16 protein-coding genes are annotated in these 16,837 nt (G+C 64.4%); 5 read left to right on the top strand and 11 right to left on the bottom strand.

Going from position 1 to position 16,837, the window contains the following annotated elements:
* Nucleotides 1–2 precede the first annotated feature (2 nt).
* From JQ591_RS01305 to JQ591_RS01255, 11 genes are all read right to left on the bottom strand, one after another.
* Nucleotides 3–929, bottom strand: a complete 927-nt coding sequence (locus JQ591_RS01305) for a Gfo/Idh/MocA family protein (protein ID WP_211394229.1) — start codon at nt 927–929, stop codon at nt 3–5.
* Nucleotides 926–1,705, bottom strand: a complete 780-nt coding sequence (locus JQ591_RS01300) for a FadR/GntR family transcriptional regulator (RefSeq protein ID WP_211394228.1) — start codon at nt 1,703–1,705, stop codon at nt 926–928. Before JQ591_RS01300 ends, JQ591_RS01305 begins: the two co-directional genes overlap by 4 nt.
* A complete protein-coding gene (yjfF, locus tag JQ591_RS01295; RefSeq protein ID WP_211394227.1) occupies nt 1,702–2,682 on the bottom strand; it encodes a galactofuranose ABC transporter, permease protein YjfF in 981 nt (326 codons plus the stop codon). Before yjfF ends, JQ591_RS01300 begins: the two co-directional genes overlap by 4 nt.
* Nucleotides 2,679–3,671 (bottom strand): ABC transporter permease, encoded by a 993-nt coding sequence (locus JQ591_RS01290; RefSeq protein WP_211394226.1) that lies wholly within the window; start codon nt 3,669–3,671, stop codon nt 2,679–2,681. Before JQ591_RS01290 ends, yjfF begins: the two co-directional genes overlap by 4 nt.
* On the bottom strand, nt 3,668–5,212 hold the full coding sequence (locus JQ591_RS01285) for a sugar ABC transporter ATP-binding protein (RefSeq protein WP_211394225.1): 1,545 nt from the start codon (nt 5,210–5,212) through the stop codon (nt 3,668–3,670). Before JQ591_RS01285 ends, JQ591_RS01290 begins: the two co-directional genes overlap by 4 nt.
* Before the next feature lie 120 nt (nt 5,213–5,332).
* On the bottom strand, nt 5,333–6,298 hold the full coding sequence (gene ytfQ, locus JQ591_RS01280) for a galactofuranose ABC transporter, galactofuranose-binding protein YtfQ (RefSeq protein WP_211394224.1): 966 nt from the start codon (nt 6,296–6,298) through the stop codon (nt 5,333–5,335).
* A gap of 409 nt (nt 6,299–6,707) precedes the next feature.
* A complete protein-coding gene (locus tag JQ591_RS01275) occupies nt 6,708–7,880 on the bottom strand; it encodes a fumarylacetoacetate hydrolase family protein (protein ID WP_211394223.1) in 1,173 nt (390 codons plus the stop codon).
* Nucleotides 7,881–7,991: 111 nt separating this feature from the next.
* Nucleotides 7,992–8,969, bottom strand: coding sequence for a HEAT repeat domain-containing protein (locus JQ591_RS01270; RefSeq protein WP_211394222.1), 978 nt, complete (start codon nt 8,967–8,969; stop codon nt 7,992–7,994).
* A 2-nt stretch (nt 8,970–8,971) separates the two neighbouring features.
* Nucleotides 8,972–9,205: a 4Fe-4S dicluster domain-containing protein gene (locus JQ591_RS01265; RefSeq protein ID WP_007593252.1), complete on the bottom strand. Its 234-nt coding sequence runs from the start codon at nt 9,203–9,205 to the stop codon at nt 8,972–8,974.
* 29 nt (nt 9,206–9,234) lie between these two features.
* The gene (locus JQ591_RS01260; RefSeq protein ID WP_211394221.1) at nt 9,235–10,977 is read right to left on the bottom strand and encodes a fumarate reductase/succinate dehydrogenase flavoprotein subunit; all 1,743 of its coding nucleotides are present in this window, start codon (nt 10,975–10,977) and stop codon (nt 9,235–9,237) included.
* A gap of 104 nt (nt 10,978–11,081) precedes the next feature.
* Entirely contained in the window at nt 11,082–11,855 is a 774-nt protein-coding gene (locus tag JQ591_RS01255) for a ferredoxin--NADP reductase (RefSeq protein WP_211394220.1), read from the bottom strand.
* A gap of 207 nt (nt 11,856–12,062) precedes the next feature.
* On the opposite strand from JQ591_RS01255, the gene JQ591_RS01250 reads away from it, so the two are divergent.
* The 5 genes from JQ591_RS01250 (at nt 12,063) to JQ591_RS01230 (ending at nt 16,690) form a co-directional block, all read left to right on the top strand.
* Entirely contained in the window at nt 12,063–12,359 is a 297-nt protein-coding gene (locus JQ591_RS01250) for a gamma-butyrobetaine hydroxylase-like domain-containing protein (protein ID WP_211394219.1), read from the top strand.
* Nucleotides 12,360–12,552: 193 nt separating this feature from the next.
* A complete protein-coding gene (locus JQ591_RS01245; protein ID WP_211394218.1) occupies nt 12,553–13,329 on the top strand; it encodes a Crp/Fnr family transcriptional regulator in 777 nt (258 codons plus the stop codon).
* Between the two features lie 165 nt (nt 13,330–13,494).
* Nucleotides 13,495–14,916, top strand: a complete 1,422-nt coding sequence (locus JQ591_RS01240; protein ID WP_211394217.1) for an ABC transporter substrate-binding protein — start codon at nt 13,495–13,497, stop codon at nt 14,914–14,916.
* Nucleotides 14,913–15,821, top strand: coding sequence for an ABC transporter permease (locus tag JQ591_RS01235; protein ID WP_433995193.1), 909 nt, complete (start codon nt 14,913–14,915; stop codon nt 15,819–15,821). The genes JQ591_RS01240 and JQ591_RS01235 overlap by 4 nt, the downstream gene beginning before the upstream one ends.
* Complete coding sequence (locus JQ591_RS01230) at nt 15,818–16,690, top strand: ABC transporter ATP-binding protein (protein WP_211394216.1); 873 nt, start codon at nt 15,818–15,820, stop codon at nt 16,688–16,690. Before JQ591_RS01235 ends, JQ591_RS01230 begins: the two co-directional genes overlap by 4 nt.
* The last annotated feature ends 147 nt before the right edge of the window (nt 16,691–16,837 follow it).

Genomic DNA, 16,837 nt, shown 5'->3' with positions numbered 1-16,837 from the left:
GATCAATCCACAAACGGTTCGACGATCGTCCGCCTTCCGAGCAGGAAGGCATCGGCAACCAGACGAAGCGGCGCCAAATCGACGTCGCTCGCGCCTGTCACGGCGAGCGCGACGAAGCGCCGGTAAAGCTCCCGATATTCCTCATCGGGCGCCTCGGCAACGGTGTTGCCGTCGATCGCCATGCGCCTGCCGCCGCCGGACAGCGTCAACCGGCCCTTGTCCGTTTCGACGAGGATATCCCAGCTCTGCGGCCCCGTCTGGCGGAAGTCGAACTCGGCGGTGACGGGCAGGCCCTCGATGTCGGTCAGCGTCAGGTTCGCGGCGATCGGCGCCTGGCAATTCGCGGGAAAGGCCAGCTCGGCCGCGGTCACGAACAGCGGCTTCGGCAGGATCCTGGTCAGGATCGACAGCGCATTGATGCCGGGGTCGAACACTCCGAGCCCGCCCGGCTCCCAGATCCAGGCCTGCCCGGGATGCCAGACGCGGACGTCCTCCTTCCAGCTGACGTGCACGGAGGTGATCCGCCGCGCGGCGAGCCACTCGCGCGCCGGCTCGACTGCCGGCGCATGGCGCGAATGCCAAGTCGCAAACAGCGTCCGCTTTGCCTCCCCCGCCATCGCGATCAGCGGATCGAGCTCGGCAACGCCGGTGCCGGGCGGCTTCTCCAGCATGACATGCTTGCCGGCAGCGAGCGCTGCGGCGGCCTGGGCGCGGCGCACTTGAGGCGGTGTGCAAAGCGACACCGCGTCGATCGGCGGACCTTTTTCCAACAGCTCTTCGATGGTCGCGAAGTGCGGCAGATCCGGCAGCGATGCATTGCGGCTGGCAACGGCCGCCAGCGTCGCGCCGGGAACCGCTGCGATGGCGCCGACATGCTGGTCCCGCGCGATCTTGCCGAAGCCGACGATGGCGATACGAAGTTCAGTCACGAGCTCTCTCCAGTGTCCGCGGACGGCAGCGCCTCGGCCGGCGCGGTTGCGATCACCGTACCCTCGTGGCGGCGCATGCCGTTGTGAATGACGTGGACCATCGCCTCCGAGGCGGTCCGGGGATCGCCGGCGGCGATGGCATCGACGATCTTCTGATGCCAGAGCAGAACGGTGTCGCGGTCCTCCGGTTCGACCGGTGCGCTGAGCAGGAACGAGGCGCGCAACGCAGCCTCGATGACGTGCCCGATCGAGCGCATGAACAGATTACCGGACGCCCGCGCCACGCCGACATGAAGCGCGAGGTCGGCATCGGCAAAGCCGACGGAATCGGAAGCTTCAAGCCGCATCCGCTCCATGCAGCGCCGCAGCTCGGCGAGGTCCTGCTCCGACCGCTGCGCCGCCGCCAGCGCGGCCGCGCGTGGCTCGACCGCGAGGCGGATCTCGGCGAGGTCGTTGAGGAAGCGCTTGTCGATCCCAGCGTCCAGGTGCCAGGCCAGCACGTCGGCGTCGAACATGTTCCAGGCGACGCGCTCGCGCACGATGGTGCCGACGCGCGCCTTGGTGGTGAGCAGGCCCTTGGCGACCAGCGTCTTCACGCTCTCCCGCAGCACCGGCCGCGACACGCCGAACATCGCGATCATCTCGGCATCGCCCGGCAGCCGCGTCCCCTCCGCGTAACGGCCGGCGATGATGTCGACGCCGATCGAGCGGGCCACCTCCGCGTGATTGGAGTGCGCCCGGCGCGTCGGGATGACGACGATGCGCGAGGTGGTCATGAGACGGCTCCCACGCGCTTCGCCACAGGCCGGCGCGCGAGCGCGACCAATCCCTGTTGCAAGGCGATGAAGGCGAACAGCAGCACGCCGGTCGCGATCTTGGTCCACCAGCTCGACAGCGTCCCGTCGAAATTGATGTAGGTTTGGATCATGCCCTGGATCAGCACGCCGAGGAAGGTGCCGACCACCGAGCCCTGCCCGCCCGTGAGCAGCGTCCCGCCGATCACGACGGCCGCGATGGTGTCGAGCTCGACGCCGACGGCGGAGAGCGAGTAGCCGGCGCTGGTATAGAAGGAGAAGACGATGCCGGCGATGCCTGCAAGCAGGCTCGACAGCATGTAGATCTTCACCGTCATCCTGCCGACGGCAACGCCCATCAGGCTCGCGGCCTGCCGGCTGCCGCCGAGCGCATAGACGTTGGCGCCGAACCGGGTGAGACGCAGCAGCAATGCGCCGCCGATCACGATCGTCAGCATGATGATCGCGACCGCCGTCAACCGCCCGCCGCCGGGTAGCCGCAGGGCGAAGTCCGACACGGTGGAATAGACCGGTGCTGTGATCGGCACCGATTCCGTCGAGAGCAGGAAGCTGGCGCCACGGGCCAGGAACATGCCGGCGAGAGTCACGATGAAAGGCGGCAGATCGAAGACGTGGATCATCGCGCCCATTGCGGCGCCGAAGGCTGCCGAGAGCGCGAGAATGGCGACGAAGGCGACCAGCGGCGGCATTCCCCAGCGCTCGATCGCCAGTGCGACGAACACCGTGGTGAAGCCGATCACCGAGCCGACGGAGAGATCGATGCCGCCGGAGATGATGACGAAGGTCATGCCGGTCGCGACAATGCCGAGGAAGGCGTTGTCGGTGAGGAGATTGCCGACCACGCGGGTGGAGGCGATGTTGGGAAACTGCACCGCGCAGAGCGCGAATCCCGCGACGAGCACGACGGCGGTGATGAGGACGGGCGGCAGGCCTTTCATGCCTTGGTCCTCCGCAGCCGCGTCACGACGCCGGCAAAGCCGGACAGCTTCGGTGATTGCAGCAGCAGCACGGCGAGCACCACCACCGCCTTGACCAGCAAATTGAACTCCGGCGGATAGCCCGACAGCAGAATGCCGGTGTTCATGGTCTGGATGATCAGCGCGCCGAGCACGGCCAGCACGAGGCTGAAGCGGCCGCCGAACAGCGAGGTGCCGCCGATCACCACCGCGAGGATGGCGTCGAGCTCGAGCCAGAGGCCGGCATTGTTGGCATCCGCGCCCATGATGTCGGCCGCCGCGATGACGCCGGCAAGCGCAGCGCAAACGCCGCACCAGACATAGACCGCCAAAATCATCGCGCGCGTGCCGACGCCGGCAAGCTCGCTCGCCCGCGCATTGCCGCCAGTTGCCTCGATCAGCAATCCGAGTGCCGAGCCGCGCACCACCGCGCCGGTGAGGATCAACATGCCAAGCGCAATCGCGACCGGCACCGGCAGGCCTAGAATAGAGCCGTTGCCGAGCCAGACCAGATCAGGCGAGGAGAAGGTCACGATGCGCCCCTCGGTGATGAGCTGGGCGATGCCGCGTCCCGCCACCATCAGGATCAGGGTCGCCACGATCGGCTGCATGCCGAGCACCGCGACCAGAAATCCGTTCCACAATCCGCAGATCAGGCCCGCGCCGAGCGCAGCCGCCAGCACCACGGCCAGACTATGGGTGTCAGCGAGGCTCGCCGCGATCGCACCCGAGATCGCCATGACCGCGCCGACCGACAGATCGATGCCCCGCGTCGCAATCACCAGCACCATGCCGAGCGAGAGCAGCGCCACCGGCGTGCCACGGTTGAGCACGTCGATCAGGCTGCCGAACAGCCGGCCGTCCTGGAGGCGCAGGTCGAAGAATTGCGGCGACACCACGCGATCGACCGCCAGGATGACGATCAATGCGAGGATCTGGGCAAGGCCGCGGCGCGGCAACAGCGCTGTCATGTGTGGGCCTCAAGCGCAACAGCGACGCTATCGGCGGCAATAGCGGCGAGAATGTTGCCGACGTCGATGGCTTCGCCGGTGAGCTCCTCGACATGAGCGCGATCGCGCAGCACCACCACGCGATCGGAATAGGTCACGATCTCGTCGAGCTCGGAGGAGATCACGAGCAGCGCAAGCCCGTCGTCGCAGAGCTCGCGGATCAGGCGGATGATCTCGGCGTGCGCGCCGACGTCGATGCCGCGGGTCGGCTCGTCCAGCACGAGGAGCCGCGGCGAGGTCGCAAGCCAGCGCGCCAGCAGCACCTTCTGCTGATTGCCGCCGGACAACAGGCCGACGGGACGCTCCGGATCGGGCGGGCGGATGTCGAGCATCTTGACGTAACGGCTTGCGATCTCGTCCTGCTCGCGTCGCGACAGCGGCCGATGCAGACCGCGCTTGGCCTGGAGCGCGAGCACGATGTTCTCGCGCACGGTGAGCTCGGCGACGATGCCGTCGGTCTTGCGCTCCTCAGGGCAATAGCCAAAGCCGTGGCGCACGCCGTCGCGCGGCGACTGAAGCCGGACGGGCGCGCCTTCCACCCTCGCCTGCCCGCGATCGGCGCGCTCGGCGCCGAACACCAGCCGCGCCGTCTCGGTCCGGCCGGAGCCGAGCAGGCCGGCGAGACCGACGACCTCGCCATGCCGCAGCTCGAGATTGAACGGCGCGACGTAGCCGGCCTTGCCGTAACCCTCGAAGCTCGCACAGACTTCACGCGTCTTCCGTGCGCCTGCCGCTGCCCGCGCGCTGGTGGTCTCGGCCAGCTCGCGGCCGAGCATCATCCGGATCAGCTCGAGCCGCGACAGCGACGCGGTCTCGCGCTCGCCGACCAGGCGACCATTTCGCAAAACGGTGATGCGATCGGAGATCTCGTAGACCTGGTCGAGGAAATGGCTGACGAAGACGATGCCGATGCCGCGCCTGGCGAGCTGGCGCATGATGCCGAAGAGGATCTCGACCTCATGGCGGTCGAGACTCGCGGTCGGCTCGTCCAGGATCAGCACGCGTGCCGAGAGATCGACGGCGCGCGCGATCGCGGTGACGTGCTGCACGGCAACGGAATAACTGCCGAGCGGCGCGGCCACGTCGATGTCGAGACCGAAATCCGCGAGCAGCGTTTTCGCGCGACGTCGCATCTCGCCTTCGCGCACGATGCCGAAGCGCATCGGCTGCCGGTCGAGGAACAGGTTCTGCGCCACCGAGAGGTTCGGCAGCAGATTGACTTCCTGGTAGACGGTGGCAATGCCGGCCTGAACCGCCGCCTTGGCCGAGCGCGGCGCGACCTCTTCGCCACTGATCCTGACGATGCCGGCATCGCGCGGGAACACGCCGGTGATCACCTTGATCAGCGTGGACTTGCCGGCGCCGTTCTCACCGAGCAGCGCATGGATCTCGCCGGCGCGAAGCGTGAAGTCGACCTCCTGCAACGCACGCACAGCACCAAAACTCTTGCTGATCCCGCGCACCTCCAGCAGGGAAGCAGCGGAATCCGGGCTGTTCTCCATGACAAATTCACTCCCACCGGCGCCCGCTGACGATGCGGACACCCAGCCTATCCGTTTGCGCAGCGGTTTCGAGGGGATCGCCGGACCGCCCAAACACGGCCGTCCGGCGACGCTCTTGCCTCAGTAACCGAGGCCCTTCTTGCTGTCGTAGATCTTCTGCGGGTCATCAGTGGCGGTGAAGAGCTTGGAGTCCGTCTGGATCCATTTCGGCGGAACGGTGCCCTTGTCCTTGAAGGCCGCGATGGCATCGAGCGCCGGGCCTGCCATGTTCGGCGTCAGCTCGACCGTGGCATTGGCTTCGCCGGCGACCATCGCCTTGAAGATGTCGGGGACCGCGTCGATCGAGACGGTGAGGATGTCCTTGCCCGGCTTGAGGCCGGCTTCCTTCATCGCCTGGATCGCGCCGACCATCATGTCGTCGTTGTGCGCATAGACCGCGCAAAGCGACTTGCCGCCGCCTTCGGCCTTGATGAAGCTTTCCATCACTTCCTTGCCCTTGGCGCGGGTGAAGTCGCCGGTCTGGCTGCGCACCACCTTCAGGTTCGCATGCTTGGCGATGGCGGTGTCAAAACCCTTCTTGCGGTTGGCGGCGACGCTGGCGCCGACCGTGCCCTGCAATTCGACGATGTTGCAGGCTTTGCCGCCGACGGTCTTCGCCAGCCAGTCGCCCGCGACCTCGCCTTCGTGCACGCTGTCGGAGGTCACGGCGGTGAGATAGAGCTCCTTGCCGGAGGGATCGATGTCGCGGTCGAGCAGCACGACCGGAATCTTGGCCTCCTTGGCTTCCTTCAGCACCGAGTCCCAGCCGGTCGAGACGACGGGCGCGAGGAAGATCGCATCGACGTTCTGCGCGATGAAGGAGCGGATCGCCTTGATCTGGTTCTCCTGCTTCTGCTGCGCGTCGGCGATCTTGAGATTGACCTTGCGCTTGGAAGCCTCCTGCTTGGAGACCGAAGTCTCGGCCGCGCGCCAGCCGGATTCCGATCCGATCTGCGAGAAGCCGATGGTGAGCTCGGCGGCATTCGCCGGCAACGCGAGCAGCAAGGCGGCCGTGGCACTGGCCGCAAAGAGGGCTTTGAGGGTCATCAGGCGTGTCTCCCAAAATGTTATCCGGGGCGCCGATTGGTAGCATCGCACCCGCAGGCCGACCTTTGAGGCGGCGGGAGGGACTATTTCACGGAAGTTTGGTTCCGACTAGTCATATTATCTGACTATTTGGAGGGGAACACACGTCGGCAGGATGGACGGTTCTATGACACGCCCAGCGCGATTTTGTTCCACGGATGCAACGGGGAGATGAACGAAATGATGCGGGCTGTTGCGAGAGCGACGGTGCGCTCCCTCGCCCCGTTCTTACGGGGAGAGGGTTGGCGTGAGGGGCTCTCTCCGCTCAAACGGTGACAGACGGACTCGTGGAGAGTCCCCCTCACCCGAATTGCGCTTTGCGCAAATTCGACCTCTCCCCGCAAGCGGGGCGAGGTGAAGAAAGCCGGCGCTAGATCAGCTTCCGCTGCGCCAGATTCTTCATCAGCGCACCGATGCCGAACGTCCAGGGCTCGCACTCGTCGCTGGTCCGCATGCGGTTGACGAGCTTGCCGAGCTGGGGCGCCGAGATCGTGACGATGTCGTCGCGCTTGTGGGTGAACCCCTGTCCCGGCGCGTCGCGATCCTTCACGGGCGCGAACATCGTACCGAGGAACAGCACGAAGCCGTCAGGATATTGGTGTACCTTGCCGATGGTCTGCTCGACCAGATCGGTCGGATCGCGGCTGATCATGCTGATCGAGGAATGGCCGTCGAGGACGAAACCGTCCTGCCCCTTCACGTTCAGGCTGATGTCGAGCTTGCGGGCATCGTCGAGGGTAAAGCTGTCGTCGAACAGGCGCAGCAGCGGGCCAATCGAGCACGACGCGTTGTTGTCCTTGGCCTTCGACAACAACAGCGCCGAACGGCCCTCGAAGTCGCGCAAGTTCACGTCGTTGCCGAGCGCGCCGCCAACGATCTTGCCGCCGCTCGAGACGAACAGCACCAGCTCCGGCTCGGGATTGTTCCAGGTTGACTTCGGATGCAGCCCCGCATCCATGCCGGTGCCGACCGACGACAAGGTCGGCGCCTTGGTGAAGACCTCGGCATCGGGGCCAATGCCGACCTCGAGATACTGGCTCCAGGCGTTCTGGTCGATCAGCACCTGCTTCAGGTGCATCGCCTGGTCCGAGCCCGGCTTGAGCTTCGACAGATCGTCGCCGATCAGCCGCGTCACTTCTTGACGGATCGCTTCCGCCGAGGCTGGATTGCCCTTGGCCCGTTCCTCGATCACGCGCTCCAGCATCGAGATGGCGAAGGTCACGCCGGCCGCCTTCAGCGTCTGGAGATCGACCGGCGCGAGCAGCCACGGCTTTTTCGGATCGCGCCGATCGGGTGCCGTGTTGGCGACGATGGCTTCGAGATCGCCGATGCGCTCGCCCTTAACCGCGGCGAGCGCCTTGGCCGGATTGTCTTCCTCGCAGAGCGCGCTGACGGTCGGAAATTTTGCGGTGACGTCGAACACGCCATCGCCGCGCACGGCGACCACGGCCGGGCCATTCGCCTGCGGCAGCCAGACGCGGCCGACGAGCGTTCCCCGCGTGCCGTCCTCGGGAAGAAGGTCCTTTACCGTCAATATCGTCATGGGCGCGTCCTCGCTCTTTTCGGATCGGCCGCGCTCGCAGAGGCCGATCACGTTGGCGAAGACCAATAAACGTCTGGGACGGGAAGTCCAGAGCGACAGCCCGCCGCGCTTCTACGCCCCCGCCCGCGCTTTTCGGGCCGCAATCTGCTGAAGCGCCCAGCGCGCGTTCTTGCGCACCTCAGGATCGGGATCGTCGGCGATGACGGCAAGGAAGGCTTCGCCGTCGTGGTGGGCGATCTCGCCAAGCGCAGCAGCCGCCTCTTTCCGCAAATTGGCCTGGTCGTGGTTGACGCAATTGCCGATCGGGCGAACCGCGCGCTCGATCTTCATCCGGCCAAGGCTGCGGATTGCCTTCAGGCGCACCTGCCAGAATTCGTCACTGAGCGAAGCGATGAGCTGGTCGGCGGCGATCGAGCCGTTGACGTTGAGGCCCAGCGTCTCCGCGGCCATCTCCCGCACCATCCAGTCCGAATCCTTCAACGCGCGCGTGATCATCTCGGCCGCGGGCTTCATCTGCGAGAAAGCGAGCGCGCTGACGGCGGCACGGCGCACATGCGCGTCGGGATCGTTGATCAGCGCGGTCAGCGCCGGAATTGATTCCTCCAGCTTGAGGAACCCGATCACGCCGATCGCCTGCACCCGCACGGCGGCGTCGGAATCCTGGAGCGCTTCCAGCGCCGGCTTCAGCGTATCCTTGCAGCGCAGCTCCTTGAGCGCACGCAACGCGCCCATGCGGACGAAGGCGTGGGCATGCTTGACCAGCGGCAGGATGATTTCGGCGCAAGCCGGATCCTTGAACTCGGCCATGCTGTCGGCCGCGGCGGCCGCAACGATTCGTTCGGGGTCGACCAGCAGCTTCACCAGCGCGCTGGCGGCCTCCGGCCCGTCGAACTCGCCGAGCGCCATCGCGACCTGCTGGCGCACGCCGGCATCGGGATCGGCGACCATGTTGGCGAGATGGCCGACCGCTGCGGGATCGCCGGAATGGCCGAGCGCGATGATGGCGACGCGACGTTCCCCTGGATCGGCGGCCTGGAGCCGCTCGTCGGCATCTTCGAGGTCGTCGTAGGATTCGAACGGGCTCGACATGATCACCTCAACAGATAGGGAATGTTGACGGTGACGGCGCCGGTCGGGCAATCCGCCTCGCAGGGCATGCAGTACCAGCATTCGTCATAGGCCATGTAGGCCTTGTTGGTCATGTCGCTGATACGCAGCACGTCGAGCGGACAGACGTCGACGCACACGGTGCAGCCCTTGTCCGCGATGCATTTGGCGTCGTCGACGACCACCGGAACCGATGTCTGATAGGAAGCGAGAGGCATCGTATGTCTCCTGTTACTTGTGCGGCGGGTCAGGCTGTCGCGCGGATGCGCTGCTTGTCGTAGAGATCCTTCTCGTCGTCGGCGATCGGCACGATATAGGGCTCGACGGCACGCTTCTCGCTGGTCATCTTGCCGTCCTGCTTGCTCAGCAGCGTGTGGCAGAACCAGTTCTCGTTGTCCTTCTCCGGGAAATCCGTCCGCCAGTGATAGAGGCCCCAGCGGCTTTCCTCGCGGTAGAGCGAGGCATGCACCGCCATGTCGGCGCAGTCCATGATCGACTGTACTTCGAGGGCGCGGAGCAGTTCGTGCGCATTGCGCGCGATCATGCGCTCCTGCATGTCTTCCCTCGCTTCTGCGAGCCGGCGCATGCCGAGCTCGTATTTGCGCGTGACTTTCGGCGGCTGGAGATAGTCATTGACGAGACGCCGGGTCTTGTACTCGATCTGGTTCGGCGGAATGCCGTCCTCGCGTTTGGTCGGCGCCATCACGCGGTCACGTTCTCTGGCGACATCGGCCGCGTCGAATTCCGCGAAGTCGTGATTGTCCGCGAATTCCATCGCGTCGATGCCGGCGACCGAGCCGTTGGTGAAGGCGCCGAGCATGTAGTTGTGCGGCACGCTCGCCATGTCGCCGGCGGCATAGAGGCCCGGCACGGTGGTGCGCGCGTTGTCGTCGACGAACACGCCCGACGCACTGTGACCGGAGCAGAAGCCGATCTCGGAGATATGCATCTCGATCGACTCGTTGCGGTAGTCGACGCCGCGCCCCTGCTGGAACAGGCCGCGCGTCGGCCGTTCCACCTTGTGCAGGGTCGATTCGATTTCCTCGATGGTGTTGGGATGGAGATGCTTGAGCTGGAGGAACACCGGGCCCTTGCCGGACAGCAGCTCATTGTAGAACTCCAGCATCATCTGGCCGGACCAGTAGTCGCATTCGATGAAGCGCGATCCCTCGTTGTTGGCGGTGAAGGCGCCGAATGGACCCGCGACGTAGGCACAGGCCGGGCCGTTATAGTCCTTGATCAGCGGGTTGATCTGATAGCATTCGAGGTTCGCCAGTGCCGCACCGGCGTGATAGGCCATGGAATAGCCGTCACCGGAATTGGCGGCATTCTCGTAGGTCCCGAACATGTAGCCGGAGGTCGGCAGGCCAAGTCGGCCGGCAGCGCCCATGCACAGGATCACGGACTTGGCCTTGATCACCAGGATTTCGGCGGTGCGGGTGTTGACACTGATCGCACCGGCAATGCGGCCGTCGGCGGATTTGAGCAGCCGCGTCGCCATGTAGCGGTTGGAGATCAGGATGCGGGCGCGGCGGAGCTGGCGATACAGCGCCTTCTTCACGGTCTCGCCGTTCGGCATCGGCAGCACGTAGGTGCCGATGTGGTGCACCTTCTTGACGGCGTAGTCGCCGTTCTCGTTCTTCAGGAAGCGGATGCCGAAACTGTCGAGCTCCTCGATGATCGAGTAGCAGTTTTGCGCGTATTTGTAGACCGCCTTCTGATCGACGATGCCGTCATTGGCGATGGTGATTTCCTTGGTGTACTGCTCGGGCGTCGCGTAACCGGGGATGACGGCGTTGTTCAAGCCGTCCATGCCCATCGAGATCGCTCCGGAGCGCTTGACGTTGGCCTTTTCGAGCAGGACGACATTGGCCTTCGGGTTCTTCAGCTTCGCCTTCAACGCCGCCATCGGGCCGGCAGTGCCGCCGCCGATGACGAGCACGTCGCAGGAAACCTCCGAAAGTCCGTCGACGATCTGATCTAGTGCCATCGCTTGCTCCTGGTTCGCCGGCAGGTCCGGCGCCTTTGCATCAGATTTGTTCAGCAGACGTCCCGGCGATAGCAATTAGTTGTCGCCGGGGTGCGATTTGCGCGTCAGCGCTCGACAAAGGCCTTTTCGATCACGAAATGGCCGGGCCGGCTGTGATTGCCCTCGACAAAGCCACGTGCGGAAAGCATCGCGGGAAGTTCCTCCAGCATCGCCGGGCTGCCGCACAGCATGATGCGGTCGGTCTCGATATCGAGGCCTGATAGACCGATGTCGTCGAAGAGCTGGTTCGACGCGATCAGGTCGGTGATGCGGCCGCGATTCCTGAACGGCTCGCGGGTGACGGTGGGATAGTAGACGAGCTTGTCGCGGATCAGCGGCCCGAAGAACTCGTGATTGCGCAGGCCTTCGACGAGATGCTCGCCATAGGAGAGCTCGGAGACCTGGCGACAGCCATGGGCGAGCACGATGGTCTCGTAATTCTCGTAGACGTCGGGGTCCTTGATCAGGCTGGCGAACGGCGCGAGCCCCGTTCCGGTCGAGAGCAGCAACAGGCGCTTGCCGGGAATGAGATTGCCGGTGATCAGCGTGCCCGTGGCCTTGCGGCCGACGAGGATGACGTCACCCTCCCTGATCTTCTGAAGGCGCGAGGTCAGCGGACCGTCCTGCACCTTGATCGAGAAGAACTCGAGCGCCTCCTCATGATTGGCGCTCGCCATGCTGTAGGCCCGCAGCAACGGCTTGCCCTCGACTTCCAGCCCGATCATCGCGAACTGGCCGTTCTGGAAGCGAAAGCCCGGATCGCGCGTCGCGGTGAAGCTGAACAGGGACTCGGTCCAGTGCCTGACCGACAGAACCGTTTCCTTCTGAAATGCGCTCATTGTCTCTCCTGACCTCGATTGCGCACAAGGTTTCGGAGAGACAGGAATCGGGCAACGCCGAACTGAACTTCCCGGTCGATTAGTTTCACATTTCGTGGCGATGATCGAAGAGCAGGCAGTCAAGATCAGCGCCCCGCGCCTGCGCCTGGCAATTAGTTGCTATCGCAGCAGCGCTGCGGCAACGTAGAGAAGGATCGGAGACACGTCATGACCTTGGTGGCACCGACCGTGGCAGATTACGAAGCAAGCGCCGACCTCGCGACGCTCCGCGTCCGCACCACGCAGGACGGCGAACTCAGCCTACCCGCCGAGCAACTCCGCCTCTCCTGCAAATGCGCCCACTGCACCCGCGCTCGCTTCGACGGCCGCTTCCCTGAGCGGTTTCCGGGCATCGCGATCACCGAGATCGGCGATCTCGGTTACGGACTGACCATCTCGTTTTCGGATGGGCACAACCGGGGGATTTACCCGAAGCCGTATCTGTTGAGCCTGGCGGGGCGGTAGACGCCACAGGTCGTCCTCCAAACTCCGCCGTCATTCCCCGCGAAGGCGGGGAATCCAGTACGCCGCGGCTTCTCGATAACTCATTGACGTCTCTGGAATACTGGATCGCCCGGTCAAGCCGGGCAATGACCGCGGAGTGAATCTGGCACGGACATTGCTCCTCTTTAGAACCATTTGAACGTTCCGGAGGCGGATGATGTTGCAGGCGGCCAATGTGGTTCGCGGGACGGTTCCCGCAACGGTCCGGCCTGCCGGCGGCTCCTCGCTGCTGCTCACCGAGAACCAGCAATGGATCGGCGGACCGCCGCCGTTGATGGACAAGCTCAGCCAGCGCGAGCGGGAGCTGGTGCTGAAGCAGGGCCGCCGAAAAGTGCTCAACCGCGGCCAGACGCTGTTCAGCCAGGGTGGCAAGCATGACGGTATCTGGCTGATCGAGAGCGGCAGGATCCGGGTGTTCTACACCTCTCCGCTCGGCCGCGAGATCACGCTGGCCTATTGGCATGTCGGCAATTTCGTCGGCGGGCCGGAAGTGTTCGAAGGCACCGTGCATCAATGGTCCGGCGTTGCATCCAGCAATTGCAGCGTGGTGCATCTGCCCGGAAAGGAGCTGCGATCCCTTGCCGTCGAGATCCCGAATCTGGCCATCGGCCTGATCGAAGGCCTGACCTTCAAGGGCAAGTGCTATTCGGCGCTGGCCCAGATGCTGGGAACGCGTTCGATCACACAACGCCTTGCGCATCTGTTGCTGCATCTCGTCGAGCTCTATGGCGTCGATGACGCCGACGGTCGCGTGATCGCGGCCGCCTTCACCCATGCCGATATCGCCCACATGGTCGGCGCCACCCGGCAATGGGTCACGATCAGCCTGAAGCGCATGCAGGAGAAGGGAATCGTGCTGACCAAGCGCTCGCAGATCGTGGTCTGCCGGCCCGACGTGCTGGAAGAGATGCGCGGGCAGGCGTCCGACTAGGGCCGGTGCCCATGCAAGCGGCTTTATAGTGCAGGACTGCCCAAGGAGTATGCAATCAACTTTTCCCGGCAACTAATCGACTGTGGTCCTCATTCCGGATTTGCCCTGCCCACGCCCTCACCCAATCATGGCAACCACAGCACATCCAACCGAATGAGGATGAGAATGGTCCGCCATCTTCCCACGCTCTCGATCGCGATGTCGGTGACGTCGCTGGCGCTTCTCCTCGCGCAGCCGGCCGCGGCGGAAACCGTCACGCTCGGCATCGGAACGCAGGACACCACGACCAACACGGTGACCGCCGGCGTCGTCATCCGCCAGCTTCATCTCCTCGAGAAATATCTGCCGAAGGACGGCAAATACGCCAACATCAAGTTCGAGCTGGAGTGGCAGAATTTCACCTCCGGTCCGCCCGTCACCAACGCGATGATGGCGAACAAGCTGCAGATCGGCATGATGGGCGACTATCCGCTGATCGTGAACGGCTTCACTTTCGACAGCAATCCGGAGAGCAAGAGCCGGCTGATCGGCATCGCCGCCTACAGCCTGTCGGGCTCCGGCAACGGCATCGTCGTTCACAAGGATTCGCCCTACTACGATCTCGCCGATCTCAAGGGCAAGCTCGTCAGCGTGCCGTTCGGCTCGGCCGCGCACGGCATGGTGCTGAAGGCGATGCAGGACCGCGGCTACGCGTCGGATTTCTTCCAGCTGGTCAGCCAGAGCCCGGAGGTCGGCTCGACCAATCTCCAGGAGAAGAAGATCGACGCGCATGCCGACTTCGTTCCGTTCGCCGAGCTGCTGCCGTTCCGCGGTTTTGCGCGAAAGATCTTTGACGGCGTCGAGACCAATCTCCCGACTTTCCACGGCATCGTCGTGCGCACCGATTTCGCCGAGAAATATCCCGAAGTCGTCGTCGCCTACTTCAAGGCGGTGATCGCCGCCAATCAATGGCTGCGCGACGATCCCAAGCTCGCAGCCGAGAAGATCCAGGAATGGACCGGCATCAGCAAGGAGGTCGTCTACATCTTCCTCGGCCCCAGCGGCAACATGACCACCGATCCCTCGATCAAGCCGGCGCTGATCGACGCCGCTACGGCCGACGTCAAGGTGCTGCAGAACCTCGGCCGCATGAAGGAGTTCGATCCCAAAAAATGGGTCGACGACAGCTACATCCGCAAAGCCTATTCCGAGATGAAACTCGACTATGACGCGCAGCTTGCGAGCACCAAGAACTACGAGATCGCCGGCGAAGATTCCTTCTGCAAGAAGCCGATTACCGATCCGCGCAAGGCCGGCGAGGTCTGGGTCGACGATTCAGGCATCATGCCCTTCTCGTCAGCCAGCTGCACGCTCGGCGCCTATGCCGACTACAAGGCCAAGGGCAAGAAGATCAACGTCGCCTACGTCTTCGATACCACCCGCGGCATCAAGCTGTTCGCCGACCAGGCTTTCTTCGCGGTCGGTAATGGCGAGGTTGCGCCGTTCCTGTTGAAGAAGGACGCCGAAGCCCATGCCGCCAAGATCAGCGGCAAGGTGCTCGGCTTCGACGACGCTGTGAAGGCGGCGGTCGGCGGAGGCAAGACGTGAGCAGTCCCGCCCTCCTCAGACATCCCGAGGACAACATGCCGGCAAGTGCAATCGCGGAGGCAAGCGCCATGCCCGCCTCCACTCCACCCGCATCACCGCCCTCCTTCGGCACGCTCGCGTTGCGCTGGTACCGGCTCAACCGGGGCGGGCTGCGTGCGACCGCGATCGGCATCATCTCGCTACTCGCCTTTCTGCTGGCCTGGCATCTGCTGACGACCTATCGCGTCGTGTTCTTCGTGCGCTTCACCAACGTGCCCTCGCCGCTCGCGGTCTATGCGAGCTTCACCAAGGCGATCCACGATCCCAAATTCCTGCTGCACGTCCTCTTGAGCTGCCGGCGCATCTTCTTCGGCTTCTCGCTCGCGGCGATCGTCGCCGTGCCGCTCGGCCTCATCATGGGCCGCTTCAAGCTCGTCCACGAGATCATCTTTCCCGTGGCGGAGGTGCTGCGGCCGATCCCGGCGATCGCCTGGGTGCCAATGGCGATCATGCTGTGGCCGACCAACGAGCAGAGCATCGTCTACATCACGTTCCTCGGCTCGTTCTTCCCGATCCTGGTCAACACGCTGCACGGCATGTCGCTGGTCGATCCCGTGCTGGTTCGCGCCGCGCAATGTCTCGGCGCGCAGGAGCGCTCGATCTTCCGCGACGTGTATTTTCCGGCCTCGCTCCCGCACATCTTCACCGGCCTCACCGTCGGCATGGGCGTGGCCTGGGTGTCGCTGATCGCCGCCGAGATGATCTCGGGGCAATACGGCATCGGCTATTTCACCTGGGAGGCCTATTCCCTGGTCCAATATGCCGACATCGCGCTCGGCATGATCGCGATCGGCGTGCTCGGCCTCGGATCGAGCATGTTGATCCGGGGAGCCGGACAATTGGTGATGCCATGGAGATCGAGATGAGCGAGATCGTTGCCAAAGCACCGCAGGGCCATATCGAGGTCAGGAATTTCTCCCTCAGCTACGACAGCATCGAAGGACCGGTGCAGGCCGTCACCGAGACGCAGATCCATGTGAAGCCTGGCGAGTTCGTCTCGATCGTCGGACCCTCCGGCTGTGGAAAGTCGACGCTGCTCAACGCGGTCGCCGGCTTCCTCAAGCCGACCACGGGCATCGTCACCGTCGACGGCGAGAAGGTGAACGGCCCCAGCGCCGAACGCGGCATGGTGTTTCAGCAATATTCGCTGTTTCCCTGGAAGACGGTGCGGGAGAACGTCGAATTCGGCCTGAAGATGCGCGGCATGGCGCGCTCGCAGCGCGAGCGCGCCGCGCGCACGCTGCTGGGACTCGCGGGCCTCGAAGCCTTCGAAAAGCATTACCCCGAGAAACTCTCAGGTGGCATGAAGCAGCGCGTCGGCATCGTCCGCGCGCTCGCGACGGGACCAAAGGTGCTGCTCCTGGACGAGCCCTTCGGCGCCCTCGACGCGCAGACCCGCGTCATCATGCAGCAGATCCTCACCAACATGTGGCAGCGGCTGAAGATCTCGGTGCTGTTCGTCACCCACGACATCGACGAGGCGATCTTCCTGTCCGACCGCGTCTACTGTATGACCGCGCGACCGGGTTCGATCAAGGCGGAGATTCCGATCCCGCTGGAGCGGCCGCGGCAGCAGTCGATGATGATGTCGTCGGAGTTCTTGGCGCTGCGCCGCGGACTGATGTCGCTGATCCGCGAGGAAAGCATCAAGGCGATGGGCGGCGAGATCAGCGATCTCGGCATGCAGGGGCTCAACATCGAGCTGCACGGCGCTTCGCTGGCGGATGTGATTTAGCGCTTTTTCCGACGCCCCACTCTCACTTCCCTTCTCCCCTTGTGGGAGAAGGTGGCGCGAAGCGCCGGATGAGGGGTTCTCTCCGCGCACTCACGGCAACAGAATCACTCGCGGATAGAACCCCTCACCCGGCTTCGCTGTCGCGAA

Origin of the sequence: Bradyrhizobium canariense (genome assembly GCF_018130465.1) — a bacterium.
Taxonomy (GTDB): Bacteria; Pseudomonadota; Alphaproteobacteria; order Rhizobiales; family Xanthobacteraceae; genus Bradyrhizobium; species Bradyrhizobium canariense_C.
Note: the sequence above shows the minus strand (reverse complement) of the source record. Positions and strands in the feature narration are given on the sequence as shown.